Annotated in this window: 23 protein-coding genes; 3 read left to right on the top strand and 20 right to left on the bottom strand. The window is 69.7% G+C overall.

Annotated elements, in window-relative coordinates:
- Positions 1-101 precede the first annotated feature (101 nt).
- The 5 genes from DEJ14_RS07800 to DEJ14_RS07780 all read right to left on the bottom strand — a co-directional run bounded on the left by DEJ14_RS07800 (position 102) and on the right by DEJ14_RS07780 (position 4,244).
- On the bottom strand, positions 102-1,022 hold the full coding sequence (locus DEJ14_RS07800) for an ABC transporter substrate-binding protein (RefSeq protein ID WP_111085761.1): 921 nt from the start codon (positions 1,020-1,022) through the stop codon (positions 102-104).
- The gene (locus tag DEJ14_RS07795) at positions 1,019-1,747 is read right to left on the bottom strand and encodes an ABC transporter permease (protein ID WP_111085762.1); all 729 of its coding nucleotides are present in this window, start codon (positions 1,745-1,747) and stop codon (positions 1,019-1,021) included. Before DEJ14_RS07795 ends, DEJ14_RS07800 begins: the two co-directional genes overlap by 4 nt.
- Positions 1,744-2,460: an ABC transporter permease gene (locus tag DEJ14_RS07790; protein ID WP_111085763.1), complete on the bottom strand. Its 717-nt coding sequence runs from the start codon at positions 2,458-2,460 to the stop codon at positions 1,744-1,746. The genes DEJ14_RS07795 and DEJ14_RS07790 overlap by 4 nt, the downstream gene beginning before the upstream one ends.
- The gene (locus tag DEJ14_RS07785) at positions 2,457-3,380 is read right to left on the bottom strand and encodes an ABC transporter ATP-binding protein (RefSeq protein WP_111085764.1); all 924 of its coding nucleotides are present in this window, start codon (positions 3,378-3,380) and stop codon (positions 2,457-2,459) included. The genes DEJ14_RS07790 and DEJ14_RS07785 overlap by 4 nt, the downstream gene beginning before the upstream one ends.
- Positions 3,381-3,596: 216 nt before the next feature.
- Entirely contained in the window at positions 3,597-4,244 is a 648-nt protein-coding gene (locus DEJ14_RS07780) for a TetR/AcrR family transcriptional regulator (RefSeq protein WP_258373294.1), read from the bottom strand.
- Positions 4,245-4,383: 139 nt separating this feature from the next.
- Between DEJ14_RS07780 and DEJ14_RS07775 the strand changes: the two genes are divergently transcribed.
- Positions 4,384-5,448, top strand: coding sequence for an App1 family protein phosphatidate phosphatase (locus DEJ14_RS07775; protein ID WP_111085765.1), 1,065 nt, complete (start codon positions 4,384-4,386; stop codon positions 5,446-5,448).
- A 97-nt stretch (positions 5,449-5,545) separates the two neighbouring features.
- A complete protein-coding gene (locus DEJ14_RS07770) occupies positions 5,546-7,477 on the top strand; it encodes a glycoside hydrolase family 15 protein (RefSeq protein WP_111085766.1) in 1,932 nt (643 codons plus the stop codon).
- A gap of 102 nt (positions 7,478-7,579) precedes the next feature.
- Here DEJ14_RS07770 and DEJ14_RS07765 read toward each other — a convergent pair whose 3' ends face one another.
- The 6 genes from DEJ14_RS07765 to DEJ14_RS07740 form a co-directional block, all read right to left on the bottom strand.
- Positions 7,580-8,953, bottom strand: coding sequence for a glucose-6-phosphate dehydrogenase (locus DEJ14_RS07765; RefSeq protein ID WP_111085767.1), 1,374 nt, complete (start codon positions 8,951-8,953; stop codon positions 7,580-7,582).
- A 256-nt stretch (positions 8,954-9,209) separates the two neighbouring features.
- Positions 9,210-9,626: a cytochrome c oxidase subunit 4 gene (locus tag DEJ14_RS07760; protein WP_111085768.1), complete on the bottom strand. Its 417-nt coding sequence runs from the start codon at positions 9,624-9,626 to the stop codon at positions 9,210-9,212.
- Positions 9,627-9,630: 4 nt separating this feature from the next.
- Positions 9,631-11,367: an aa3-type cytochrome oxidase subunit I gene (ctaD, locus tag DEJ14_RS07755; RefSeq protein WP_173168381.1), complete on the bottom strand. Its 1,737-nt coding sequence runs from the start codon at positions 11,365-11,367 to the stop codon at positions 9,631-9,633.
- 11 nt (positions 11,368-11,378) lie between these two features.
- Positions 11,379-12,281, bottom strand: a complete 903-nt coding sequence (gene ctaC / locus DEJ14_RS07750; RefSeq protein WP_111085770.1) for an aa3-type cytochrome oxidase subunit II — start codon at positions 12,279-12,281, stop codon at positions 11,379-11,381.
- Positions 12,282-12,549: 268 nt separating this feature from the next.
- A complete protein-coding gene (locus DEJ14_RS07745) occupies positions 12,550-12,921 on the bottom strand; it encodes a HesB/IscA family protein (protein WP_111085771.1) in 372 nt (123 codons plus the stop codon).
- Between the two features lie 58 nt (positions 12,922-12,979).
- Entirely contained in the window at positions 12,980-14,407 is a 1,428-nt protein-coding gene (locus DEJ14_RS07740; protein ID WP_111085772.1) for a dipeptidase, read from the bottom strand.
- 53 nt (positions 14,408-14,460) lie between these two features.
- Between DEJ14_RS07740 and DEJ14_RS07735 the strand changes: the two genes are divergently transcribed.
- Positions 14,461-15,036: a DUF3043 domain-containing protein gene (locus DEJ14_RS07735; protein WP_235035956.1), complete on the top strand. Its 576-nt coding sequence runs from the start codon at positions 14,461-14,463 to the stop codon at positions 15,034-15,036.
- A 411-nt stretch (positions 15,037-15,447) separates the two neighbouring features.
- On the opposite strand, the gene DEJ14_RS07730 is transcribed toward DEJ14_RS07735, so the two are convergent.
- From DEJ14_RS07730 to DEJ14_RS07690, 9 genes are all read right to left on the bottom strand, one after another.
- Positions 15,448-16,524, bottom strand: a complete 1,077-nt coding sequence (locus DEJ14_RS07730) for a quinone-dependent dihydroorotate dehydrogenase (protein ID WP_111085773.1) — start codon at positions 16,522-16,524, stop codon at positions 15,448-15,450.
- Positions 16,521-17,042, bottom strand: coding sequence for a transcriptional regulator NrdR (gene nrdR, locus DEJ14_RS07725; protein WP_111085774.1), 522 nt, complete (start codon positions 17,040-17,042; stop codon positions 16,521-16,523). The genes DEJ14_RS07730 and nrdR overlap by 4 nt, the downstream gene beginning before the upstream one ends.
- 13 nt (positions 17,043-17,055) lie before the next feature.
- Positions 17,056-18,363 carry a histidinol dehydrogenase gene (hisD, locus tag DEJ14_RS07720; RefSeq protein ID WP_111085775.1) on the bottom strand — a complete coding sequence of 436 codons (1,308 nt, stop codon included), beginning with the start codon at positions 18,361-18,363 and terminating at the stop codon, positions 17,056-17,058.
- Between the two features lie 12 nt (positions 18,364-18,375).
- Complete coding sequence (locus DEJ14_RS07715) at positions 18,376-19,332, bottom strand: hypothetical protein (RefSeq protein WP_111085776.1); 957 nt, start codon at positions 19,330-19,332, stop codon at positions 18,376-18,378.
- The gene (locus tag DEJ14_RS07710) at positions 19,329-19,679 is read right to left on the bottom strand and encodes a DUF2200 domain-containing protein (protein ID WP_111085812.1); all 351 of its coding nucleotides are present in this window, start codon (positions 19,677-19,679) and stop codon (positions 19,329-19,331) included. Before DEJ14_RS07710 ends, DEJ14_RS07715 begins: the two co-directional genes overlap by 4 nt.
- Positions 19,680-19,692: 13 nt before the next feature.
- Positions 19,693-23,175: a DNA polymerase III subunit alpha gene (gene dnaE / locus DEJ14_RS07705; RefSeq protein WP_502868828.1), complete on the bottom strand. Its 3,483-nt coding sequence runs from the start codon at positions 23,173-23,175 to the stop codon at positions 19,693-19,695.
- 463 nt (positions 23,176-23,638) lie between these two features.
- Positions 23,639-24,568: an RluA family pseudouridine synthase gene (locus DEJ14_RS07700; RefSeq protein WP_111085778.1), complete on the bottom strand. Its 930-nt coding sequence runs from the start codon at positions 24,566-24,568 to the stop codon at positions 23,639-23,641.
- Positions 24,565-25,275 carry a signal peptidase II gene (gene lspA / locus DEJ14_RS07695; protein WP_258373295.1) on the bottom strand — a complete coding sequence of 237 codons (711 nt, stop codon included), beginning with the start codon at positions 25,273-25,275 and terminating at the stop codon, positions 24,565-24,567. The genes DEJ14_RS07700 and lspA overlap by 4 nt, the downstream gene beginning before the upstream one ends.
- Positions 25,276-25,277: 2 nt before the next feature.
- Positions 25,278-25,958 (bottom strand): DivIVA domain-containing protein, encoded by a 681-nt coding sequence (locus DEJ14_RS07690; RefSeq protein ID WP_181437567.1) that lies wholly within the window; start codon positions 25,956-25,958, stop codon positions 25,278-25,280.
- Positions 25,959-26,175: the final 217 nt, after the last annotated feature.

Raw genomic sequence — 26,175 nt, 5'->3', positions numbered from 1 at the left:
CACAACCGTGCGGCACGGATGTGCCGATTCCCGTTCCGCGGAACGACGACAGGCGCCGGGCAGTTGCCCGACGCCTGTCGTCTAACGCTCGAGGACCGCTGTTACAGCAGGCCCTCGTCGGTCAGGAACTCCTTGGCGATGGTGGACGCCTTCTCCTTGTCCGCCGTGCTCTTGGTGTTGAGCTCGATCAGGGCCTCGGGCGTCAGCTTCTCGTTGACCGAGTCGATCGCGTCCGCGGCCTTGTCGTTCACCTTGTCGGAGACGACGGGGATGACGTTCTGCGGCAGGATCAGGTTCTCCGGGTCCTCGAGCGTGACGAAGTCGTTCGCCTTGATGCTCGGGTCGGCGCTGTAGATGTCGGCGAGCTGGACGGTGCCGTCCTTCAGCGCCTTGACCGTCAGGGCTCCGCCGGAGTCCTCGACCGCCTTGAAGTCGACGTCGACGCCGTAGACCGACTTCAGGCCCTTCGGACCGTACGGACGGGTCTGGAACTCGGAGTTCGCACCGACGGTGAGCTTCGACTTGACGTCCTTCAGGTCGGCCAGGCTCGTCACGTCGTTGTCCTCGGAGAACTTCTTCGTGACGGTGTAGCTGTCCTGGTCGGTCGCCTCGGCCTCGTCGAGGACACGGAGGCCCTTCGGCAGCGCCGTCTCGAGGCCGTCGTCGATCTCGTCGGCGGTCTTCGCCGTGGAGTCCTTGTCGAAGTACTGCAGCAGGTTGCCGCTGTACTCGGGCATGACGTCGATCGCGCCCTTCTCGAGCTGCGGGATGTAGACCTCACGCTGCCCGATGTTGAAGTTGCGCTTGACCTCGAAGCCGTTCTTCTCGAGGACCTGTGCGTACAGCTCGGCGATGATCTCGTTCGAGTAGTACTGCTGCGAGCCGACGACGATCGTCTTGGAGTCGGACGACGCGCTGGAGCCGCTGTCGAGCGGGTCGCTCGACGCGCAGCCGGTCAGGGCTGCGGCGACGCCCAGTGCGAGCGCTGCTGCGACGCCCGCACGGATCTTTGCTGTGATCACGATGGATTTCCTTCCGGGATGGGATTGCGGGCTCGCTCGCGCGATCCCTGGCGCTGCCGGGCCGACGGGTCGGCGGTGCCCTTGGGCACCGACGCCCGCTGCAGCACGGCGAACACGATCTCGAACGCGATCGCGAGTGCGATCACGAGGATGGAGGCGCCGAGCATCTCGGCGTAGTCCTGGGTCTTCAGACCGAGGAAGAAGTAGCCGCCGAGGCCGCCGGCACCGACGTACGCGGCGAGCGTCGCCGTGGCCACGACCTGCAGCACGGCTGCGCGGAAGCCGCCGATCAGCAGGGGCAGGCCGAGCGGGACCTCGACCTTCCACAGGATCTGCCAGCCCGTCATGCCCTGGGCCTTGGCGGCGTCGACGGTCACGGGTTCGACCGACTCGATGCCCGAGTACGCGCCGGCCAGCACCGAGGGGATGGCGAGCACGACGAGCGCCAGGAGCGGAGCCTGCAGACCGATGCCGAGCAGGAGTCCGAACAGGGAGAGCACGCCGAGCGTCGGCAGTGCGCGGATTCCGCCGGACACGGCGATCGAGAAGCCCCGTGCGCGGCGCGTGTGACCGATGGCGTACCCGATCGGCACGGCGATCACCGAGGCGATCACCACGGCGAGCAGCGTGATCCAGATGTGCTCCCAGAGGCGGCCGGGGATCGCGTTGTACCCGGAGTAGTTGGTGGGGTCGAAGACCCAGGCGAAGGCCTGTCCGATGATCACGAGGCGACCTCCGCTGCTTGCATGACACGGCGGGTCCGGCGGCGCGACACCGAGGTCGTCCGGGTCCACGGCATGACGATCCGGCCGAGCAGCACCAGGATCCCGTCGAGCACGAACGCCAGGACGAGGACCATGACGATGCCGGAGATGATCTCCTCGTAGATCCCACGGCCGAGGCCGTCCGTGAACAGCGACCCGAGGCTCTGGATGCCGAGGACGGCGCCGACGGTGGTCAGCGAGATCGTGGACACCGAGACCACCCGCAGCCCGGCGAGCAGCACCGGCCCGGCCAGCGGCAGCTCGACGCGGAAGAACCGCTGCGCCGACGAGTACCCCATCGCGGTCGAGGCCGACTTCGTCCCCGAGTCCACCGAGGTGAGCCCGTCGACGGTCGACCGGACCATGAGCGCGAGGCCGTACAGGGTCAACCCGATCACGACGTTGACCGGGCTCTGCAGCCCGGTGCCGATGATGCCCGGCAGTGCCACGAACAGCGCCAGGGACGGGATCGCGTAGAGCAGTCCGGCGAACGTCACGATGCCGCTGCCGACACCTGAGGCGAACCGCGATCCGCCGGGTCTCTGGAGTCGGACGACGAGCCAGCCGATGGGGATGGACAGCAGGAACGCGATGATGATCGGCGGGATGGCGATGGCCAGGTGCGCGACCGTGGCGTCACGGATCGTGTCGAGGTTCGCGAGGACCCACTTCACCGCGTGCCCTCACCCTGCGCCGGAGCACCCGGGGCGTCGAGTGACGCTCCGGCCTGGTTCGATGCGGGGTCGGCCTGCACCGCTGCGGCGGCGTCGACGACGTTGACCGGTCCGGTGAGGACACCGGCTGCACGCCCGTCGCCGTCCACGACGATGGGGCCCGTGGGCGTGTGCTCGACGCGCAGCGACCGACGCCCGCGGCCGACGCCGATGAAGTTCGCGACGAAGTCGTCCGCCGGCTCGGCCAGGATCTCGGACGGCGTGCCCTGCTGGGCGATCTCGCCGCCCTTCTTCAGGATGACGACCTGGTCGCCGAGCTTGAACGCCTCGTCGATGTCGTGCGTCACGAACACGACGGTCTTGCCGAGTTCGCGCTGCAGGCGGATGAGCTCGTCCTGCAGGTCGTTGCGGACCAGCGGGTCGACGGCGCCGAAGGGCTCGTCCATGAGCAGGATGTTCGGGTCGACGGCCAGACCGCGAGCCACACCGACGCGCTGCTGCTGTCCGCCGGACAACTGGGACGGGTACCGGTCGGCGAACGCCCGGTCGAGTCCCACGGTGTCCATGAGCTCGAGCGCACGCGTGCGGGCCTCGGCCTTCGACACCCCGGTGAGCAGGGGCACGGTCGCGATGTTGTCGACGACCTTGCGGTGCGGCAGCAGACCGGAGTTCTGCATGACGTACCCGATGCTCCGCCGGAGCTTCACGGGGTCGACGCCGGAGACGTCGGACCCGTCGATCTGCACGGAACCCGAGGTGGGGTCGACCATGCGGTTGATCATCCGGAGCAGCGTCGTCTTGCCGCAGCCGCTGGAGCCGACGAAGACGGTGGTGGTCCGGGACGGGATCACGAGGTCGAAGTCGTCGACCGCGGTGGTGCCGTCCGGGTAGGTCTTTCGTACCGAGCGGAACTCGATCATGGGTGCCCTTCTGTTCGGAGGTAGCCCGACTCCGGATGAGAGTACCCGTCGGGTCCGACAGCGGTTCACCCGTTCCGGTACGCGGCGCGTCCCGGACAGGTGCGCACCGCCGTGGACCGGACCGAGCGCACGACGGAACCAGCACGGACGACGACGCCCGCGCCTCCTGTTCGAGAAGCACGGGCGTCGGCGGATGGGTGCGGGACCCCGCGGCGGTCAGCCGGCGGCGACCACCGACTCCATGTGGGCGCGGCTCATCGTGCGGTACTCGGCGATGAGCGCCGTGTCGGGGTGCTCGCGGTCGCGGTGCGCCCGCGCCAGCACGGCGTGGCCGGACTCGGCCAGCACGACCCAGGCCCGTGCGATGCGCTCGTTCTCGGGCAGCCCGAACCGGTCGCGCATGATCTGCCCGACGGCGGCGCCGAGCGCTCCCATGCGGTCCTCGGCGTCACCGGTGCCGGTGTCCGCGGTGTCGCCGAAGCGGATCGCGCGGAAGCCGGGCTCGGTGCGGTACAGCTCCGCGGTCTCGTCGATCAGCACGTCGCAGGCCTGCTGCCAGGTCTCCGCGCCGCTCGCGTCGAGCGCCGCGACGAAACGCGCTGCGAGCCGCTGCGTGCAGCGGATGGCGAGCGCGTCGACCACGGCGATGCGGTCCGGGAAGTAGCGGTAGACGGTGCCGATGGACGCTCCGGCCCGCTCGGCGACCATCGCGGTCGTGAGTCGCTCGAACCCGATCTCGTCGATCACCGCTGCAGCAGCGTCGAGCAGACCCGCGAGGCGCGCCGAACTGCGGGCTTGGACCGGCTCGTTCCTGAGCAGTGATGATCCCCCCGGCAGAGCGTTCGTTACCTCGGTGACGAGCACGTGTTCTCCTCTTGCGCTCCAGCGCGGTTCGTTGGTGTGACGAGGACGATTTTCGCAGAGACCGGCTGGAACATGGCTGCGACTCACCACAGGTGCCGCGGGACGTGGACTTCCGGGTCCTGCATGGGATGATGGGGCGATGCCCGACCCGACGCCCCACGAGCCGTCGTTGGCCGAGCCGCTCCTGCACCGTGCGGCCCGCATCGAGGACGCCGTCCAGGAGTTCCGCGAGCACCGCGCCCGAAGCCGTGGCCTGGTCCCGACCGTCGTCCCCTACACCGGCTACGGCGCTCCCGGATGGGTCCGCATCCTCTGCCGCGTGCTGCTGACCCGCCGTGGCCTCGCCTCCGACGTCTCGTACGCCGGTGTCCGCGGGTGGAAGAGCTTCACGAGCGTCGCGGTCGACCACGCCGAGGTCACCGTCACCGCCGGAGGGGTCTCGCACGTCGTCGAGACCGACCGTGGCGGGGTCGTCGACACCATCGTGCCGATCGACCTCGAGCCGGGCTGGCGCACCGTCCGCTTGTCGGCCGGCGGCGGGCGCGACGTCGAGGCGGACGTGTTCGTCGTGCACCCCGACACCCGCTTCGGGCTGCTGTCCGACATCGACGACACCGTCATGGTGACCTCGCTCCCCCGTCCGATGCTGGCGGCGTGGAACTCCTTCGTCCTCACCGAGCACGCCCGCCGCCCCGTGCCGGGCATGTCCGTGCTGTACGAACGCGTGCAGGCGCAGCACCCCGGTTCCCCGACCGTGTACCTGTCCACCGGTGCCTGGAACGTCGCGCCGACCCTGCAGCGCTTCCTGACCCGCAACATGTACCCGTCCGGCACGCTCCTGCTCACCGACTGGGGCCCCACGCACGACCGGTTCTTCCGGAGTGGGCAGCTGCACAAGCAGCAGAACCTGCGGCGTCTGGCGAAGGACTTCCCGGACGTGCAGTGGCTGCTCGTCGGCGACGACGGCCAGCACGACGAGTCGCTGTACGGCGAGTTCGCCCGCGAGCACCCGGAGAACGTCGCGGGCGTCGCCATCCGGCAGCTGTCCACGAGCGAGGCGGTCCTGGCCGGCGGACGCTCCCGGGCGCAGGAACGTTCCCGCGACACCTCGGCGCCGTGGGTCTACGCACCCGACGGTGCCGGGCTCTGGTCCGAACTCGCGCGGGTCGGGCTCGCCGAGGCAGACGCCTCCGACCCGGCCTGAGCGAGGCTTCAGGCACACCGACGGCACGCGGCCGCCAGACGGCCGGCGGTCCGTCCGCGCGGCCACGACGCTCGGCCTCCGGGTGTTCGATCGGGGCATGAGCACCGACACGGACCGGACCGCCGACACCGAGCGAGCACCCGCGCCCCCCGCGACTCCCCCGAACCTGATCGAGGACCACGCCGTCATCGGCGACACCTCGACCGCCGCACTCGTCGGCCGCGACGGCACGATCGACTGGGCGTGCCTGCCGCGCTTCGACAGCGCCGCCACGTTCGCCTCGCTGCTCGGCACCGAGGACCACGGGCACTGGACGCTCCGACCGAGCGACCCCGCGGCGACGGCGCACCGGAAGTACCACGGCGACACGCTCGTCCTGTCGACGGTGTGGACCACGGCGGACGGGGTCGTCGAGGTGACCGAGTTCATGCCCGTCGGCGCGCACCGGCCGTCCATCGTCCGCCGTGTCCGCGGACTGAGCGGCACGGTCGAGGTGCAGCAGACCCTGCGGATCCGGTTCGACTACGCCCTCGCGCTGCCGTGGGTACGACAGATCGGCGGCGACGAGGACCCGGCACTCCTCGCCACCGCCGGCCCCGGGTCGGTCATCGTGCGCGGCCCGCGCTTCCGGGCCTCCGACCACCGGCACACGGCCACCGCGATCATCCACGACGGTGACGTGCTCGACACCGTGCTCACCTGGTACCCCTCGCACCGGGAACCCCCGGAGCCCGTCGACGTCGACGCCGAGCTCCGCAGCACCGTGACGTGGTGGACGGACTGGATGGCGACGGCGCGCACCGAGGGTCGCTACGCCGACGCCGCCCGCCGCTCCCTCCTGCTGCTCCGCGCGATGACCCACGGCGAGACCGGCGGCGTGGTGGCCGCCGTGACCTCGAGCCTGCCGGAGGACCCGGGCGGCGAACGCAACTGGGACTACCGCTACGTGTGGCTCCGCGACGCCTCCCTCGCCCTCGCCTCGCTCATCGCGCACGGCTACCGCGACGAGGCGGCGCACTGGCGCGGCTGGCTGCTCCGCGCCATCGCGGGTGACCCGGCCGACGTGCAGATCATGTACGGCATCGCCGGGGAGCGCGAACTGCCGGAACGGGAGCTCCTGCACCTGCCCGGGTACGCCGGCTCGACGCCCGTCCGGGTCGGCAACGGCGCGTACACGCAGTACCAGGGCGATGTGTTCGGCGAGGTCCTGGCAGCCCTGCACGACGCCCGCGAGCTCGGGGTCGAGGAGAACGCCGACTCGTGGGCCCTGCAACGCGCCCTGCTCGGCTACGTCGAGGAGCACTGGCAGGAGCCCGACAACGGCATCTGGGAGATGCGCGGTCCGCGACGGCACTTCACGCACTCGCGCGCGATGATCTGGGCCGCGTTCGACCGTGGGGTCGCCGCGGTCGAGGAGTTCGGTCTCGAAGGGCCAGTCGACCGCTGGCGCACCCTGCGCGACCAGGTCCGGGCCGAGATCGAGGAGCACGGCTGGAACGCTGCGCGCGGCAGCTACCGGCAGCACTACGACACCGACGAGGTCGACGCGAGCCTGCTCGTCCTGCCGCAGATCGGGTACGTCTCCGCGCACGACGCCCGCATGACCGGCACCGTCGCCGCCATCGAGCAGGACCTGTCCACCGGCTCCGACGGCCTCGTGCTGCGGTACCGGACGTCGTCGGGGTTCGACGGGCTCACCGGCGCGGAGCACCCGTTCCTGGCGTGCTCGTTCTGGCTCGTCGAGCAGTACGCGGCATCAGGCCGGATCGACGACGCCGAGCGCCTCATGGACGTGCTCGTCGGGTACGCCAACGACGTCGGCATGCTCTCCGAGGAGATCGACGTCGCCACCGGGCACCACGTCGGCAACACCCCGCAGGTGCTGTCGCACCTGACGCTCGTGTCCGCGTCGGACGCCATCGCGCGGGCGCGTGGTGCGTCGACCGGGCACCGCACGCGGCTGCCCGTCCACGACGGTGGCACCCGCTCGTGGACCGGCGAGGGCGAGCGCGCCGGCACCCCCGCCTGATGCGGTGGTCCTGACCACGAAACGGACGGGAGGCACGGTGCCAGCTGGCACCGTGCCTCCCGTCCGCAGTTCCGCCCGTTCAGGGCGCGACGGTGACGTCCGTCAGGACGACGACTCCCAGTCCGCCGGGCCGCGCGAACCCGCGCGGTACTCCTCGAGCGGGACCTCGTCGGCCTTCCAGGCCTTGACGACCGGCTCGACGATCTCCCAGCAGCGCTCGGCCACGTCGCCGCGGATCGAGAGCAGCGGGTCGTCGTGGAAGATGCCGTTCAGGACCTCGCCGTAGGGGGTCAGCTCGCCGTCCGCGAAGGACGACGACAGGGTGACCTGGCCCATCTCGAACGGGTTGCCACCGCCGTTGGCCGACACGGTCAGTTCGATCTCGTCCGGGTTCAGGACGATGCGGAGCGTGTCGGTCTTCGGGCGACCGCTCAGGCCGGAGGGCAGGCGGGTGACCGGCTTGAAGGTGATCAGCACCTCCTTGCGGCTGGTACCGAGGGCCTTGCCCGAGCGCAGTGTGAAGGGGACGCCGGCCCAGCGGGCGGTGTCGACCTCGACCGAGATCTCGGCCAGGGTCTCGGTCTGGCGCGAGGGGTCCACGCCGTCCTCGTCCTGGTAGGACGGCAGGTCTTTGCCGTCGATCGTGCCGGCCGTGTACACGGCACGGCGCGAGGCGATCTTCGGGTCGCCGCCCTTGAGCTCGGTCGAACGGAGCACCCGGGCCAGGGACGAGCGGAACTCGACCGCATCGATGTCCGCCGGGGCGTCCATCGTCACGATGCCGAGGATCTGCAGCAGGTGCGACTGGATCATGTCGACCATCGCGCCGGCCTCGTCGTAGTACTGGGCGCGGTTCTCGAGACCGAGGGTCTCGTCGTAGAAGATGTCGACCTTCTCGATGTTGTCGGCGTTCCAGATCGGCTCGAACAGGCGGTTCGCGAAGCGCAGACCGATGATGTTCAGGACCGTGGTGCGTCCGAGGAAGTGGTCGGTGCGGTGCACGCGCTCTTCCGGGACCAGCTTCAGCACGGTCTCGTTGAGGGCCTGGGCGCTCGCGACGTCGGTGCCGAAGGGCTTCTCGAAGGCCAGGGTCGTGCCAGCGGGGAGCTCGACCTGCTGCAGTGCCTCGCAGATGTCGGAGGCGATCTGCGGCGGCAGGGCGAAGTAGAGGATCGGCTCGGCCTCGGCCGCGTCGAGCAGGGTCTTGAGGTGCTCCGGGTCGGTGGGGTCGCCCTGGATGAACTGGGTCGACGCGAGCGTGGCGTCGACCTCGGGTCCCTTGACGTCCTGCGACGCGAAGGACTTCGTGACGATGTCCTTCCACTGCTCCTCGCTGCGGGCGCTGCGGCCCGTGCCGATGAGCTGGACGGGAACCGCTCGACCGCTCTGCAGGAACGTGCCGAGGCCCGGCAGCAGCAGGCGGGAGGCGAGGTCGCCCGTCGCGCCGAAGATGATGAGGGTGCGCTTGTCGGTCACCTGAGGTGACTCCTTTCGCTGTGGTGGGAGGTCCGCTCCAGTCAAGCCTCGGGCGGGCCCGTTTGTTCCGGATCGGGGACCGGAGTTCGTGGGGCGCTGCGGCGTGCAGCGCCGGGTCGTGCTGCGGTGTGCAGCGCCGGGTCGTGCTGCGGTGTGCAGCGCCGGGTCGTGTGCTGCTGTGTGCAGCGCCTGGACGCACTTCGGGCGGCACCGGATGTGGTGCCGCCCGAAGTGTCAGGTGCGTTGCAGCGTCAGGTCAGTGCCCGAAGTTGCCGCGGTAGTACTCGTAGACCCAGCCGACCAGGGTGACCGCCACCAGGGCGAGTCCGATCGGGACGATCCACAGGCCGGCTGCGACACCGAGGAAGCAGACGGCGACCGCTGCTGCCAGCAGGATCGGCCACCACGACCACGGGCTGAAGTGCCCGAGCTCGGCGTCGCCGTCCTCGATGTTGGCGTCGGGGCGGTCCTCGGGCAGCACGCCGCCCTGGGACGCCATGACCTTGCCGAGGTAGAAGGCGATGAACGCGGACATGATGCCGGTCAGGCCGATCGCCACGGTGCCGACCCACTCCGGGTGGCCGTAGTAGAGCAGCGCCCAGATCGTGTACGCGGCGTCCGCGAGGATGAAGAACCCGAAGAGGATCCAGAACAGGTTGGTGTTCGCGCGCATCGGCTTACTTCACCTCGCCCTTCGCGGCGTCGTAGGTCGGGGCATCCGGGGCGTCCTTCGCGGGGCCGACACCGATCGGCACACCTGCCTCGGGGTGGTTCAGGTCGAAGGCCGGGGACTCGGAACGGATCCGCGGGATCGACGTGAAGTTGTGGCGGGGCGGCGGGCAGCTGGTGGCCCACTCGAGCGAGCGGCCGTAGCCCCACGGGTCGTTCACGGCGACCTTCGGTGCGTTCCGGGCCGTCACGTAGACGTTGAAGATGAACGGCAGGAACGAGATCGCGAGGATCATCGAGCCGATCGTCGACAGCTGGTTCATCCAGGTGAAGCCGTCGTTCGGCAGGTAGGTCGCGTAGCGACGCGGCATGCCGATGACGCCCAGCCAGTGCTGGATGAGGAACGTGGTGTGGAACCCGATGAACAGGAGCCAGAAGTGGATCTTGCCGAGACGCTCGTTGAGCATCTTGCCCGTCCACTTCGGCCACCAGAAGTAGAAGCCGGAGAACATCGCGAAGACGACGGTGCCGAAGACCACGTAGTGGAAGTGCGCCACGACGAAGTACGAGTCGGACACGTGGAAGTCGAGCGGCGGCGACGCCAGGATCACACCGGTGAGGCCACCGAACGTGAACGTGATGAGGAAGCCGACGGCCCACAGCAGCGGGGTCTCGAAGGTCACCGAGCCGCGCCACATGGTGCCGACCCAGTTGAAGATCTTCACGCCGGTCGGGACCGCGATGAGCATCGTCATGAGTGAGAACCAGGGCAGCAGGACGCCGCCGGTGACGTACATGTGGTGTGCCCAGACCGTGACCGACAGGGCCGCGATCGCGATGGTCGCGTAGACGAGGGTCTTGTACCCGAAGATCGGCTTGCGGCTGAAGACCGGGAAGACCTCGGACACGATGCCGAAGAACGGCAGCGCGATGATGTACACCTCGGGGTGCCCGAAGAACCAGAACAGGTGCTGCCAGAGCAGCGCACCGCCGTTGGCGGGGTTGAAGATCTGTGCGTCGAACACCCGGTCGAGCCCGAGGCCGAACAGCGCGGTGGCGAGCACCGGGAAGGCCATCAGGACGAGCAGCGCCGTCACGAGGGTGTTCCACGTGAAGATCGACATGCGGAACATCGTCAGACCCGGGGCGCGCATCGTGATGATGGTGGTGATGAAGTTCACCGCGCCGAGGATCGTCGAGAAGCCGGTCATGCCGAGTCCGAAGACCCAGAGTGTGCCGCCGAGCCCTGGTGTGAACGTCGTGTCACTCAGTGGCGCGTAGGCGAACCAGCCGAACGAGGCCGCACCCTGCGGGGTGAGGAAGCCGCCGACCGCGATGAGCGAGCCGAACAGGTAGAGCCAGAACGCGAAGCCGTTGAGTCGCGGGAAGGCGACGTCGGGAGCGCCGATCTGGAGCGGCATGATCGCGTTCGCGAAGCCCGAGAAGAGCGGTGTCGCGAACATCAGCAGCATGATCGTGCCGTGCATCGTGAAGAGCTGGTTGTACTGCTCCTTCGTCGCGACCACGTGCAGGCCGGGCTCGAACAGCTGGGCACGGATGACCAGGGCCATCACACCCGCGAGCAGGAAGAAGACGAAGGACGCGATCAGGTACATGTACCCGATGGTCTTGTGGTCGGTGGAGGTGATCCACCGGACGATGATGTTGCCCTTCCGGCCCACCTTCGACGCCTGGAAGTCCGGCGAAGCAGTCTGGGTCGGTTGGCCGACGAAAGACGTTGTCATCTGACGAGCCCCTACTTGTTCTCGCTGGACGCCTCGACCGGCGCCTTGTTGTTCGGTTCGTTCGTGTTGGTGTTGTACTCGTCGCCGAGGAGCCCGACCTTGCCCTGGTCCTTCAGGGTGTCGAGGTAGTCCTGGTACTGCGCCGGCGTGACGACCTTCACCTGGAAGAGCATCAGCGAGTGGTACTCACCGCAGAGCTCCGCGCACTTGCCCTGGTACGTCCCGAGCTTCTCCGGGATGAAGTACTCCCAGTTGGTCTTGCCCGGGAGCATGTCCTTCTTGTACAGGAAGTCGATGATCCAGAAGGAGTGGTCGACGTCGCGCGAGGACAGCTCGATCGCGACCTTCTTGCCCTGCGGCAGGTAGAGGGTCGGCAGCTGCGACTCGTCGATGGCGCCCTTGGCGTTCTCTTCTTCCTGGGCCTGGATGCCCTGGTAGTAGACGCTGTCCTCGGGGTTGTCCTTGTTGATGTAGTTGAAGTCCCACGCCCAGCGCTTGCCGTACACGTGCACGGTGGCGTCGGGGTCGTCGAACGGCTTCTCGATCGCGGCCTGGTCCTTCGCGGTGAAGGCGAAGAAGCCCAGCACCAGGATGAGCGGCACGATCGTGTAGAAGATCTCGAGCGGCATGTTGTAGCGCATCTGCACGGGCAGGCCGGTCTGGCCCTTCCGGCGGCGGTACACGATGGCGGCCCAGATGATCAGGCCCCAGACGATGAGACCGACGGCGAGGAGCACCACCCAGCTGGTGGTCCACAGGCCGACGATGCGGCTCGTGTGGTTGGTGACGTCCTTCGTCTCCTCCGTGCCGGGGAGCCATCCGTTCATCTGCTGCTGCGTGCAGCCAGCCAGTGCGATGACCAGACCGACGGCCACCGGGACGGCCGCCCAACGTATACGGCGATTCGAACGCACTGTTACCTCTCGCAAAAGACGTGAGCCCGGAGCCGAACCCGCCGAGTCGCACGAAGGCGACACTTGGCTGGCTCCCAGCTTGATTGGAACACTCCTAGCTTACTCGCAGCTCGGTACCGCTCGCGCACACCCGACACGCTCATCGCCGCGATCCGCACTCCTGACCGGCCGTTTTCCCCGGTCACACTGCGACCGCATCCCCCGACGAACGCGAGCGGGGAGCGACCGTGTCGGTCGCTCCCCGCTCGCGTGTCGGATCGGCTGGTGATCAGTGGAAGCTGTCACCGCACGCGCAGCTGCCCTGCGCGTTCGGGTTGTCGATCGTGAAGCCCTGCTTCTGGATGGTGTCCTCGAAGTCGATCGTCGCCCCGTCGAGGTACGGGACGCTCATCTTGTCGACGACGACCTCGACCCCGTCGAACTCGGCGGTGACGTCACCGTCGAGCAGGCGCTCGTCGAAGTACAGCTGGTAGATCAGACCCGAGCATCCCCCGGGCTGGACGGCGAGGCGCAGGCGCAGGTCGTCGCGACCCTCCTGCTCGAGGAGACTCGCCACCTTGCCGGCCGCGGCGTCGCTCAGGAGGACGCCGTGCGAGGCCGCCTCGGTCACCGGTGCGTCGGTGGTGATGGTGTCGCTCATCGCGCGTCTCCCTCCGGGCGGTGCGGTTCACCGCGCCTGGCGTCGATTGTAAGCACCGTCAGCTGCGCGTCGCGAGCCTGGCGAGCAGGATCGTCTCGGACGCGATGGCCCGGTGCAGGACGCCGAGGTGCTGCGACTCGTTCGGGCTGTGGGCACGGGTGTCCGGGTCCTCCACGCCGGTGACCAGGATCTGGGCCTCCGGGAACTCGGCCGCGAGGTCCGAGACGAACGGGATCGAGCCGCCGATGCCCTGCTCGACCGCCTCGGCGCCCCAGCCCTCGCGCATGGCCGTGCGGGCCTCCTGGACGGCCCAGCCGGCCGTGTCGACGAGGAAGCCGTCGCCGCTGTCCGGCTCGGAGATCTCCATGCGGGCACCGAAGGGCACGTGTGCCCGCAGGTGCCGCTCGACCGCCGCGTACGCGTCGGTGGCGGGCTGGCCGGGTGCGACCCGGACCGAGACGCGGGCGGAGACGGTCGGCAGCAGCGTGTTGGACGCGTTCGCGACGCTCGGTACGTCCATGCCGGTCACGGTGATCGACGGCTGGAACCACATGCGGGACAGGACCTCGCCGGTGCCGATCGGTCGGACGCCCTCCACCAGGGCAGCATCGACGGCGAGCTCGTCGTCGGTGCGAGCCGGGACGTCGGCCTCGTACGAGGTGAGCCCCTCGACCGCGACGGAGCCGGCGTCGTCGTGCAGCGACGCGAGCAGCTTCACCATCGGGATCATCGCGTCCGGGGCCGCTCCCCCGAACATGCCGCTGTGGCTGGCGTGCTCGAGGGTCGTCAGGGTGAGCTTGAACGTGACGTTGCCGCGGAGCGAAACGGTGATCGACGGCACGTCCACCGACCAGTTGTCGCTGTCGGCGACCACGATGACGTCGGCGGCCAGGCGCTCCTTCTGGTCGGCGAGGAATGTGCGGAAGGACCGGGAGCCGAACTCCTCCTCACCCTCGACGAAGAGGACGACACCGAGGTCGAGGTCGTCGCCGAACTGCGCGTGGATCGCCCGGAGCGACGCGATGTGGGTCATCACGCCGGCCTTGTCGTCCGAGGCACCGCGACCGTACAGCCGGTCTCCGCGGAGGGTCGGCTCGAACGGCGGCGTCTCCCAGAGGGCGTCGTCACCCTGCGGCTGCACGTCGTGGTGGGCGTAGAGCATCACGGTCGGCTTGCCGTTCCGGGCCGGGCGGACGGCGAGCACCGCGGGCTGGCCGAGGTCGAGCGGTTCGTCGTCGCTGATCGCCGAACGGATGATCTCGACCTGGTCCTCGGCGAAGACACCGGTGCTCAGCGCCAGGTCCGCCACGGCACGCGCGCTCGCGAGCACGTGCGACTCGTCGAACGCCGACCACGACACCGACGGGATCCGCACCAGCGCGGACAGATCGGCGATCGTCGTGGGCAGCGCACCCTGCACCTGTTCGCGCAGGGCGTCGAGGAGAGCGGGGTCGGTCGCGGAGCTGGGCTGTGCGGTGTCGGTCATGCCCGGTAATCTAGAGGACGATCCCGCACGCACAACGCCGTTAGGAACGCACCGTGGCGAAGGCAGCCCCCAAGACCAACACGACCGTGAACCCCACCGAGGAAGAACTCCTCGAGCAGGGCAAGGGCCGCCCGACGCCGTCCCGCCGTGAGCGCGAGGCAGCGAACCGCCGTCCCCTCGTCGGCAACACGCCGGTCGACAAGAAGGCCGCCCGCGCGCGTCTCAACTCCGACCGCGAGCGTGCCCGGGTCGGCATGGCCAACGGCGAGGAGCGCTACCTGCCGGCGAAGGACCGCGGTGAGCAGCGTCGCTTCGTCCGCAACTGGATCGACGCCCGCTGGAACGTCGGCGAGATCATGATGCCGGTGCTCGTGCTGTTCCTGATCGTCGGGTTCGCCGCCTCGCAGACCGCGATCGCCTCGTACTCGCTCCTGCTCGTGTGGGCGTTCGTGGCCCTGTTCGTGATCGACTGCGTGGTCCTCTGGCTGTCGATGCGTCGCAAGCTCACCACCAAGTTCGGCGAGATGCAGCGCGGCACGTTCCTCTACATCCTGACGCGGGCGTGGCAGCTGCGGTTCCTGCGCCTGCCGAAGCCCCAGGTCAAGCGGGGGCAGTACCCCGCCCTCTGACCCCAGCGTCGCTGTCCCGAAGCGCCGTCCGGCCTCGCCGGGCGGCGCTTCGTCGTTCCGGCGTGCGCGCGTTGCTCGCCGAGGTTCCGCGACTCGCCGCGTGCGTCTCGCCGAGGTTCCACGGACGGCCCGCTCGCGCGCCGAGGTTCCGAGATCTCGGACACTCAGCGGCCGCGCCCGAGCGTGGCTGCGCACCGGCGGACGGGAGGCACGGGTCGGGGCCGCACCGGGCCTCCCGTCCCAGGGGTGGTCGGCGAGGTTCCACGAATCGCCGCATGCGCGCCGTCGAGGATCCACAGACGGCCGCTGCGGGCCGCGAGATGCCGAGATTTCGGAACCTGGAGGGTGCCGGGAACGCCGGGAACGCCGGGGCCGGCGGGCCGGACGGACGGACGGGCCGCCCGCGCGCGCTCAGCGCGCGGCGCGGCGCAGCCGCTTGCGGCGCAAGCGGTTGATGCGCGTTGCCCAGCTCGGCCCCTCGTAGAGGAACGCCGTGTAGCCCTGCACCAGGGTGGCCCCGGCGTCGATGCGGTCCTGCACGTCCTGCTCGGTCGTCACCCCACCGACGGCGATGACGCAGAACTCGGCGGGCACCGCGGCACGGACCCGACGCAGCACCTCGAGCGAGCGCGCGGCGACGGGAGCGCCGGAGAGTCCCCCGGCACCCATGGCTTCGACGTCGGCCGAGTCCGCGGTGAGTCCCTCACGGGAGATCGTCGTGTTGTTGGCGATGATGCCCGACAGCCCGAGCGACACCGCGAGGTCGGCGATGGCGTCGACCTGCTCGTCGGTCAGGTCCGGCGCGATCTTCACCAGCACGGGCGTGTCACCGGCGGCGTCGCGGACGGCGGACAGCAGCGGTCGGAGCTGGTCGAGTTCCTGCAGGCCGCGCAGGCCGGGCGTGTTCGGGGAGCTGACGTTGACCGCCAGGTAGTCGGCGAACGGTGCGAGGCGACGCGTCGAATCGAGGTAGTCGTCGATGGCGTCCTCGACGGCGACGACCCGGCTCTTGCCGATGTTCACGCCGATGACCGGGCGACCGGGATTGCGTCGGGCGCGCTCGAGCCGTCGGGCAGCAGCACCGGCGCCGTGGTTGTTGAAGCCCATCCGGTTGATGAGGGCGCGGTCCTCGACGAGGCGGAACAGGCGCGGACGCTCGTTGCCGGGCTGGGGCTTCGCCGTGATCGTGCCGACCTCGACGTGACCGAAGCCGAGCAGGCCGAGGCCGCCGATGCCGCGGGCGTCCTTGTCGAACCCGGCGGCGAGGCCGAAGCGCGACGGGAAGTGGATGCCCATCGTCGTGATGCCGTCGGCGGCTGCCGGGCGGGAGTACCGCTCGACCAGACCGCCCACGAACGGCACGTGCGGCAGCGCCTTAATGACGGCGAACGCCAGGTGGTGCGCCCGCTCGGGATCCATCTTGGCGAAGACCGACCGGAAGACGACGGCGTACCCGGAGCGGACCAGGCCTTCCGCGACCCCGCTCACGCGCCAGCACCCGCCGGCGAGCCGGCGGCACCCGCAGGCGAACCGGCGGCACCCGCCGACGCGCCCGCAGCGTGGTGGTCGCGGCGGAGCTGGCCGATGGCGTCCTCGAAGTCCTCGAGCGAGTCGAACGCCTGGTAGACGCTGGCGAACCGCAGGTACGCGACCTCGTCCAGTTCACGGAGCGGCGCGAGGATCGCGAGCCCGATGTCGTTGGCGTCGATCTGGCTCGAGCCGGACGACCGGACGGTTTCCTCGACGCGCTGCGCGAGTACGGCCAGGTCGCCGTCGGTGACCGGGCGCCCCTGGCAGGCCTTGCGCACGCCGGAGACGATCTTGTCGCGGCTGAAGGGTTCGGTGACGCCGTTGCGCTTGACGACGTTGAGCGACGCGGTCTCGGTGGTCGAGAAGCGTCGTCCGCAGTTCGGGCACTGTCGACGGCGGCGGATGGAGGTTCCGTCGTCGCTCGTCCGTGAGTCGACGACGCGGGAGTCCGGGTGGCGGCAGAAAGGGCAGAACATGTCGTCGCCCAGGCTATCGGTTCGTGCGCTCCGTCACGGCGGCGCCGTGCGCGGGGAGCTGCTCCTCGGTCGACAGCGCGACGATGTGCGCGGCGATCTCGTCGAGCGCCGACGCCGAGTACCGGATGACCTGCTGCGGCCGCAGGAACGTCGACGCGGACAGCCCGGAACCGAAGCGCGCCTGGCCGCCGGTGGGCAGCACGTGGTTCGACCCGGCCAGGTAGTCCCCCAGGCTGACGGGCGTGCTCGGCCCGACGAACACCGCTCCGGCGGCGTCGATGTCGGCGAGCACCGCGTCGTCGTCCGCAGTCTGGACCTCGAGGTGCTCCGGCCCGTACGCGTTGCTCACGGTCGCGGCGTCGGCGAGGGAGTCCACCAGCACGATCGCGGACTGCGGTCCGTCCAGGGCGGTCTGGAGGCGCGCAGCCGTCCCGAGCACGGCCGTGCGTTCCGGGATGGCTGCTTCCACGGCGTCGGCGAACGTCGCCGACGTCGTCACCAGCACACTGCCGGCCTGCTCGTCGTGCTCGGCCTGGCTGATGAGGTCGGCGGCGACGAACCCGGGGTCGGCGGTCTCGTCGGCGATCACGAGGATCTCGGTGGCGCCGGCCTCGGCGTCGATGCCGACGACACCACGCACCAGGCGCTTCGCCGCGGCCACGTAGTTGTTGCCCGGACCGGTGACCAGGTCGACGGGCTCGAGGTCGATCGCGGGGACGCCGTACGCCAGCGCGCCGATCGCGCCGGCACCGCCCATCGCGTAGACCTCGTCGATGCCGAGCAGTCCGGCCGCGGCCAGGATCGTCGGGTGGACCGCACCGCCGTGGTCGCGCTGCGGCGGGGACACGAGCGCGATCGACCGGACCCCGGCGACCTGTGCGGGGACGACGTTCATGACGACGCTCGACGGGTAGACGGCCTTGCCACCGGGCACGTAGAGGCCGACGCGGCGCATCGGCTGCCAGCGCTGGTGCACCTCGGCGCCGTCGGCGAGCGTGGTGACGGAGCCGGTCGGCACCTGTGCGGCGCTGGCGGCTCGGACGCGGCGGATGGCTTCGTCGAGCGCTTCCCGCAGTTCGGGGGTCAGCCCGGCGACGGCTGCCGCGATCTCGGCGACCGGCACCCGGACGTTCGTCGGGGCGCCGCCGTCGAAGCGTTGGGCCTGGTCGTGCAGTGCGTCCGCTCCGCGGTGTCGGACGTCCTCGACGAGCTCGCGGGCGGCGTCGACCGCGTGCGAGACGTCACCCACGGCGCGCGGCATGAGTCGGAGGAGTTCGGCACGGGCGGGCAGGCCACCACGGAGGTCGATTCGCTGCATCATCAGGGGACAAGCCTACCGAGGTGACGTGGGCGTCCGCCGTCCGACGAGTGCGTCGACGACCGGCCGGTGGTGTGCCACGGCCGCGGCGTCCCAGACACCGAGCAGGTGCAGTGTGGCGATGCGGAACACGAGCGCCCGGGTCAGCAGCGACGTCCATTCCGGCTCGTCTGCCTCGGCCGCAGCCCCGTGCGTCGTCCTGCCGAGGGCTGCCAGTCGCCCGACCGGGAAGCCGTGCCAGCAGACAGCGTCGACGGCAGCGATCGCCGGGCCGAACTCCGCCGGACGCCAGTACGGCGGCCAGTCGATGATCGTCGGTGGCTGCCCGTCGGCGAACAGCACGTTGCAGAGCAGGTCCCCGTGGACCAGCTGCGACGGTGCTCGGACCGGCCGGAAGGCCGCTGCGAGCCGGTCGAGGGTCGGGTCCGCCGGCAGCGGTTCCTCGCCCCACGCCATCCTGTCGGCCCGGGACCACGGGTCGGTGACGGCGCTGGCTACGGTGTCGGCGCTGGCTGCGGTGACGGCCTTGGCTTCGGTGACCTCGGGGCCGGCGGTGTCGGCGGTGTCGGTGCCGGGATCCGTCCCGAGGAACGCGGGTCGCTCCAGGCCGGCGATCGCGCGGTGGAAGGCACGACCCACCCGGATCACGTCCTCGACGCGGGACTCGTCGGCCGCTCCGGCCACGTACTCCCACGCCTCCCAGTCCCCCGACCGCCAGCTGCCGTCGCGGGTGGCCACGGGTCGGGGTGTGCGGAACTCGGCTGGGTGCTCGGACTCCGCTGCGTGTTCGAGTTCCGCCAGGACGCCGGCACGCCAGTCGGTCACGGCCGGACCGTCGTGGGGCCGGAGGACGATGCACTCGGCACGCCAGGTCAGCCCGCGCCCACCCGCGAGCGGCACGGGCGTGGACCCAGCGACCCCGAAGGCACGCAGCACCTCGGCGCCGGGAACGCTCCCGCCGGCTCCGGTCACGCGGTCCGCAACACCTTCGCCATCGGACGGCCCTTCGCGACCTCGTCGACGAGCTTGTCGAGGTACCGGATCTGCCGCATGAGTGGGTCGTCGATCTCCTCGATCCGCACACCGCAGATCACGCCCGTGATGAGTGGCGCGTTCGGGTGCAGCTGCGCGGCGGCGAAGAAGTCCTCGAACGTGGTCTCGTCCGCCAGGTGCCGTGCGAGCGCTGCGTCGTCGAACCCGGTCAGCCACGTGATGACGGCGTCGAGATCACCCTTCGTGTGGCCCTTCCGCTCCACCTTCGCCAGGTAGTGCGGGTAGACCGCCGCGAAGGGCGTCCCGAAGATCCGGTGTCCGGCCACGGTCACATCCCTGCTACACCAGGCAGCGCGGCCCGAGCAGGCTCTTCAGCTCGCCGAACAGGTCGGGTGTCAGGTTCACCGGGAACGGCAACTCGAACGTGCGCGCGACGTCGTCCTTCAGCAGCTTCAGCCGGACCTCGGTCTCACCCTGGTGCCGTCCGAGCACGGCCGCGAGCTCCGTCACCGTGGACGTGGTGGCCTGCCGCTCCGGCAGCGACAACGTGAGCGGGCCGGAGCCCATCGCGTCGCCGATCGCCGGCTGGAACATGCTCACCGCGTGCAGGGCCTTGCCGTCGTCGCGGACGTTCACGCGACCGCGCAGGACCACGATCGAGTCGGCCACGAGCGACGGACCGAACTCTTGGTAGGTCTTGCCGAGGAACATCACGCCGATCTGGCCGCCGAAGTCCTCGATGTCGACGATGCCGTACGGGTTGCCGCTCGTCTTCGCCACCCGGTGCTGCACGCTCGTCAGCAGACCAGCGACCGTGACGGTCTCGCCCTCGACCGAGTCGTCCGCCGCGATCAGGTCGGCGATGGTGATCGACTGGTGCTTCGCGAGCTCGATCTCGAGCCCCGCGAGCGGGTGGTCGGAGACGTAGAGGCCGAGCATGTCGCGCTCGAACGCGAGCTTGTCGCGCTTGGACCACTCCGGACGGTCGGGCACCTGTGACACCGGACCGGTGGCCGGTGATTCCTCGGCGACCTCGGCGAACAGCGAGTCGAAGTCGAAGCCGACGTTGCCGTGGGCCTCGTCCCGCTTGACCTTGACGGCGCCTTCGACCGCGCCCTCGTGGATCTCGACCAGGGCGCGGCGGGAGTCGCCGAACTCGTCGAAGGCACCCGCCTTGATGAGCGACTCGACGGTCCGCTTGTTCGCCGACGAGATCGGGATCTTGCGCAGGAAGTCGTGGAACGACTCGAACGCGCCCTTGTCGGTGCGGGCCTTCACGATGTCGTCGACGACGTTGAACCCGACGTTGCGGATCGCGCCCATGCCGAACCGGATGTCCTCACCGACAGCGGCGAAGAAGCCGATCGACTCGTTGACGTCCGGCGGCATGACCTTGATGCCCATGCGGCGGCACTCGTTCAGGTACAGCGCGAGCTTGTCGCGGGCGTCGCCCACCGAGGTGAGCAGCGCCGCCATGTACTCGGCCGGGTAGTGCGCCTTCAGGTAGGCGGTCCAGAACGAGACGACGCCGTACGCGGCGGAGTGCGCCTTGTTGAACGCGTAGTCGGAGAACGGCAGCAGGATGTCCCACAGCATCTTGATCGCCGCGGCCGAGTAGCCGTTGTCCAGCATGCCCTTCTCGAAGCCCGCGTACTGCTTGTCGAGCTCGGACTTCTTCTTCTTGCCCATCGCGCGGCGGAGGATGTCCGCCTGGCCGAGGGAGAACCCCGCGACCTTCTGCGCGATGGCCATGACCTGCTCCTGGTAGATGATCAGGCCGTAGGTCCCGCCGAGGATCTCCGACAGGGGCTCTTCGAGCTCCGGGTGGATCGGCGTGATCGCCTGCTCGCCGTTCTTGCGGAGCGCGTAGTTCGTGTGCGAGTTCGCACCCATGGGGCCCGGACGGTACAGGGCGATGAGCGCGGAGATGTCCTCGAAGTTGTCGGGCTTCATCAGGCGCAGCAGGCCACGCATCGGCCCGCCGTCGAGCTGGAAGACGCCGAGTGTGTCACCACGCTGCAGGAGCGCGTACGCCTCGGGGTCCTCGAGCCCCATGGTCTCGAGGTCGAGCTCGATGCCACGGTTGTTCTTGATGTTGTCGAGGGCGTCGCTGATGATCGTGAGGTTGCGGAGCCCCAGGAAGTCCATCTTGATCAGGCCGAGCGATTCCGCTGCCGGGTAATCGAACTGCGTGACGACCTGGCCGTCCTGCTCCCGCTTCATGATCGGGATGATGTCGATGAGCGGGTCGCTCGACATGATGACGCCAGCCGCGTGCACGCCCCACTGGCGCTTCAGCCCCTCGAGCCCGAGCGCGGTGTCGAAGACGGTCTTCGCCTCGGGGTCGTTCTCGACCACGGTGCGGACGTCGACGGCTTCCTTGTAGCGCGGGTGGTCCTTGTCGAAGATCCCGGTGAGCGGGATGTCCTTGCCCATCACGGGCGGCGGCATCGCCTTGGTGAGCTTCTCGCCCATGCCGAACGGGAACCCGAGGACGCGGGAGGAGTCCTTCAGCGCCTGCTTCGCCTTGATCGTGCCGTACGTGACGATCTGCGCGACGCGCTCCGACCCGTACTTCTCGGTGACGTACTTGATCGCCTCACCGCGGCGCCGGTCGTCGAAGTCGACGTCGAAGTCGGGCATCGAGACGCGGTCCGGGTTCAGGAACCGCTCGAAGATCAGGCCGTGCCGGATCGGGTCGAGGTCGGTGATCCGCATCGCGTACGCGACCATCGAGCCGGCACCGGAACCACGGCCGGGGCCGACGCGGATGCCGTTGTTCTTCGACCACAGGATGAAGTCGGAGACCACGAGGAAGTACCCCGGGAACCCCATCTGGTTGATGATGCCGACCTCGTAGTCGGCACGCTCCTGCACCTCGGCCGGGATGCCGTCCGGGTACCGGTAGTCCAGCCCCTTCGCGACCTCTTTCTCGAACCAGGAGTGCTCGGTCTCGCCCGCCGGCACCGGGAACTTCGGCATGTAGTTCGCCGAGGTGTCGAACTCGACGTTGCACCGCTCGGCGATGAGCAGCGTGTTGTCGCAGGCCTCGGGGTTGTCGCGGAAGACGTGCCGCATCTGCTGCGGGGACTTCAGGTAGAACTCGTCGGCGTCGAACTTGAACCGGTTCGGGTCGTTCAGCGTCGAACCCGACTGCACGCACAGCAGGGCCGCGTGCGACTTGGCGTCGTGCGAGTGCGTGTAGTGCAGGTCGTTGGTACCGACCAGCGGGATGTCGAGGTCCTTCGCCAGCCGGATCAGGTCGCTCATGATCCGACGCTCGATCTCGAGCCCGTGGTCCATGACCTCGGCGAAGTAGTTCTCCTTGCCGAAGATGTCGCGGTAGTCGGCGGCGGCCTTGACAGCTTCGTCGTACTGACCGAGGCGCAGGCGCGTCTGGACCTCGCCCGACGGGCACCCCGTCGTGGCGATGATGCCCTCGTGGTACTCCTCGAGCAGCTCGATGTCCATGCGCGGCTTGAAGTAGTAGCCCTCGAGCGACGCCTTCGACGACAGCCGGAACAGGTTGTGCATGCCCGTCGTGTTCTCGGCGAACATCGTCATGTGCGTGTACGAACCGGCACCGGAGACGTCGTCCCCACCGCCGTCGCCCCACCGCACACGGGTCTTGTCCGTGCGGTGCGTCCGGGGCGTGATGTACGCCTCGGTCCCGATGATCGGCTTGACGCCGCCGGCCTTGGCGGCCTTCCAGAACTCGAAGGCGCCGAACATGTTGCCGTGGTCGGTCACCGCCACGGCCGGCATGCCCTGCGCAGCGGTCTCCTGCACGAGGTCGCCGAGCCTGGCAGCGCCGTCGAGCATCGAGTACTCGCTGTGCACGTGCAGGTGGACGAAGGAGTCGGAATCCGCCACGGAACCTCCGGTCGAACGAGCTGCTTGCGGGACGCGAACAGCCTAACCGCGACCGCGGACAAACCCGCGCGTGTCCGAGCGGTCCGACGCCGAGGTCGCACGACACGCCCCGCGCAGTCCGGCGAGGGTGCAGGAACGTGTCCCCACGGCGGTGGAGCCCGCTCGTGGCGGGCGTGAGGCGCGGGGCGGGGCCGGCACGGGCCTCCCGGCCGGGGTCTGGCGTGACGAAACCGGCACGCACCCAGCACGCCCGCCGCTCCCCCGTCGAGGTTCCACAACACGTCGCGTGCGCTCCGCCGAGGTTCCACAGACCGACGAACAGCGCGCCGAGATGCCGAGATATCGGAACCTCGGCGGCACGACGGGATCACGCGACCGACGCGACGCGCGACCTACGCGACGAGCGCGCGCGTCAGGACGAGGCGGCTCGGATGCGGTCGAGCGCGAGGCGCAGGTCGTCGGGGTACTCCGCCTGGAACGACACCCACTCGCCGGTGCGCGGGTGGTCGAACCCGAGTCGCACGGCGTCGAGCCACTGGCGGGTCAGCCCGAGCTCCTGCGCCAGCACCGGGTCGGCGCCGTACATCGTGTCGCCGATCAGCGGGTGGCGGGTCGCGGCCATGTGCACGCGGATCTGGTGGGTGCGCCCGGTCTCGAGGTGCACCTCGAGCAGGGTCGCCGAGCGGAACGCCTCGAGCGTCTCGTAGTGGGTGACGCTCGGCTTGCCGTCGGCGGTGACGGCGAACTTCCAGTCGCTCGACGGGTGCCGACCGATGGGGGCGTCGACGGTGCCGGAGGTCGGGTCCGGGTGCCCCTGCGCGAGCGCGTGGTAGACCTTCTCGACCGTGCGCTCCTTGAAGGCGCGCTTGAGGTGGGTGTAGGCGAGCTCGGTCTTCGCGACGACCATGAGTCCCGAGGTGCCGACGTCGAGGCGGTGCACGATGCCCGCGCGCTCGGCGGCGCCCGAGGTCGCGATGGTGAAGCCCGCTGCGGCGAGGCCTCCGGGCACGGTCGGGCCGTCCCATCCGGGCGAGGGGTGTGCGGCGACGCCGACGGGCTTGTCGACGACGACGATGTCCTCGTCGTCGTGCACGATCGTCATCCCGGGCACGGCCGCCGGCACGATGCGCGGCGGCTCCTTCGGGGACCACTCGACCTCGAGCCACGAGTCGGCGTGCAGGCGGTCGGACTTGTCGACGGGGACGCCGTCGACCCGGACCCCACCGGCTGCGACCACGTCGGCCGCGAACGACCGGCTGAACCCGAGGAGCTTCGCGATGGCGGCGTCGACACGCTCGCCGGCGAGCCCGTCGGGGACGGGAAGGGAACGCGACTCGGTCACGTGGCGTCGTGCCCCAGCGCGTCGCGCCGGTCGTGCTGCGCCGGACGGGAGGCCCGCTCCGGCTCCGCCACGTCGGCTGCGGGCGATGCCGCGTCGGCTGCAGGCGCTGCAGCGTCGGCTGCGGGCGCCGAGAACGCGGCCCCACCGTCGAGCGGCTCCGCCGTGTCCGCCTGCGCAGCGCGCTTGGCGGAGACCGCGCGGGACCCGTCGAGGTTCACCCCGAGGATCACCAGCAGCACGAAGACCACCATGCTGATGCAGATGAACGAGTCGGCGACGTTGTAGATCGCCGGCATCATCCACGGCGTCGAGATGAAGTCGACCACGTGGCCGCGGCCGAAGCCGGGCTCACGGAAGAGTCGGTCGATCAGGTTGCCGAGCGCGCCACCCAGCAGCATGCCGAGCACGACGGCCCACCACATCGACCGGATCCGACGCGAGTAGATGATGATCGCGACGACGACCGCCGCCGAGATGATCGAGAACACCCACGTCATGTTCACCGCGAAGGAGAACGCCGCTCCGGGGTTCCGGACGTACAGGAACTGGAGCGCCCCGCCCAGGATCGGGACGGGGGTGCCGTACGGCAGGTTCGCGACGACCAGCGCCTTCGCGACCTGGTCGAACGCCACCACCACGACAGCGGCGAAGGCCAGTGCCGCGATCGCGCGGACACTGACCTTCGCTCGTGATGCTGGTCGCGACAACGTCAGTTGCCGAAGCCCTGCGCCGATGCCGGCGCCGGGGTGAGACCGGACTGCTCGTTCGAGGAGTCGAGCTCGGAGAGCTGCCCCTGGATGTAGCTCTTGAGCTGGGCGCGGTAGTCGCGCTCGAACGTCCGGAGCTCGTCGATCTTGCCCTCGAGCTGGCGCTGCTCCTGCTCGAGCACCTGGACACGCTGACGGTTCGTGTTCTCGGTGTCGGCGATGATCTGGCGCTGCTTGGCCTCGGCCTCGGAGACGAGACGCGCTGCCTGGGCGGTGCCCTCGGCGATGAGCGCGTCGCGCTTCTCGACGCCTTCGCGGACGTGCTCCTCGTGGAGACGACGCGCGAGCGTCAGGAGGTTCGTGGTGCCCTCGGTGTCCTCGTCCGCCGGGACCGTGGTCGCCGGGGCGGCCGCTGCGACCGGAGCGGGCTCGGGAGCCACCTCGACCGGGGCCGGCACGGGCTCCGGCTCGGCCGCCGGAGCGGGCTGCTCGGCCTGCGCCGACTGCGGGGCCGACTCGGCCGCCTGCAGGCGCTGGCGGAGCTCGTCGTTCTCCGCGGTCAGGCGACGCAGCTCGACCACGACCTCGTCGAGGAAGTCGTCGACCTCGTCCTGGTCGTAGCCCTCGCGGAACTTCGTCGGCTGGAACCGCTTGTTGACTACGTCTTCCGGCGTCAAAGCCATTGCCGTCACCTCAATAGAACTGCTGAACGTGTGGAACCACTTGCGTCGCGACCGAACTTACCAGTCACGCCCTGTGGTGCGGATGCCGCGCCGGAGGCGAGCATCGATCCCGACCACCGTACACCGACGATGGGGCGGAACGATGACCGCGGTGTCGGCGCGGCGCGTGTCGCGGACCTGGATCGAGCCAGGAACGGGCCTGGATCGAGCCAGGAAC

This window comes from Curtobacterium sp. MCJR17_020 (assembly GCF_003234365.2).
Classification (GTDB): Bacteria; Actinomycetota; Actinomycetes; order Actinomycetales; family Microbacteriaceae; genus Curtobacterium.
The sequence above is the reverse complement of the archived record's forward strand: the minus strand, read 5'-3'. Positions and strand labels throughout refer to the sequence as shown.

Bases quoted from the DNA above. Each gene is read 5' to 3' on its own strand.
- DEJ14_RS07760 (WP_111085768.1), bottom strand. From the start codon at position 9,626: ATGCGCGCGAACACCAACCTGTTCTGGATCCTCTTCGGGTTCTTCATC.
- dnaE (WP_502868828.1), bottom strand. From the start codon at position 23,175: ATGCTCGACGGCGCTGCCAGGCTCGGCGACCTCGTGCAGGAGACCGCT.
- DEJ14_RS07770 (WP_111085766.1), top strand. From the start codon at position 5,546: ATGAGCACCGACACGGACCGGACCGCCGACACCGAGCGAGCACCCGCG.
- DEJ14_RS07690 (WP_181437567.1), bottom strand. From the start codon at position 25,958: ATGGCTTTGACGCCGGAAGACGTAGTCAACAAGCGGTTCCAGCCGACG.
- DEJ14_RS07785 (WP_111085764.1), bottom strand. From the start codon at position 3,380: ATGATCGAGTTCCGCTCGGTACGAAAGACCTACCCGGACGGCACCACC.
- nrdR (WP_111085774.1), bottom strand. From the start codon at position 17,042: ATGTTCTGCCCTTTCTGCCGCCACCCGGACTCCCGCGTCGTCGACTCA.
- DEJ14_RS07775 (WP_111085765.1), top strand. From the start codon at position 4,384: ATGCCCGACCCGACGCCCCACGAGCCGTCGTTGGCCGAGCCGCTCCTG.
- ctaD (WP_173168381.1), bottom strand. From the start codon at position 11,367: ATGACAACGTCTTTCGTCGGCCAACCGACCCAGACTGCTTCGCCGGAC.
- hisD (WP_111085775.1), bottom strand. From the start codon at position 18,363: ATGATGCAGCGAATCGACCTCCGTGGTGGCCTGCCCGCCCGTGCCGAA.
- DEJ14_RS07745 (WP_111085771.1), bottom strand. From the start codon at position 12,921: ATGAGCGACACCATCACCACCGACGCACCGGTGACCGAGGCGGCCTCG.
- DEJ14_RS07740 (WP_111085772.1), bottom strand. From the start codon at position 14,407: ATGACCGACACCGCACAGCCCAGCTCCGCGACCGACCCCGCTCTCCTC.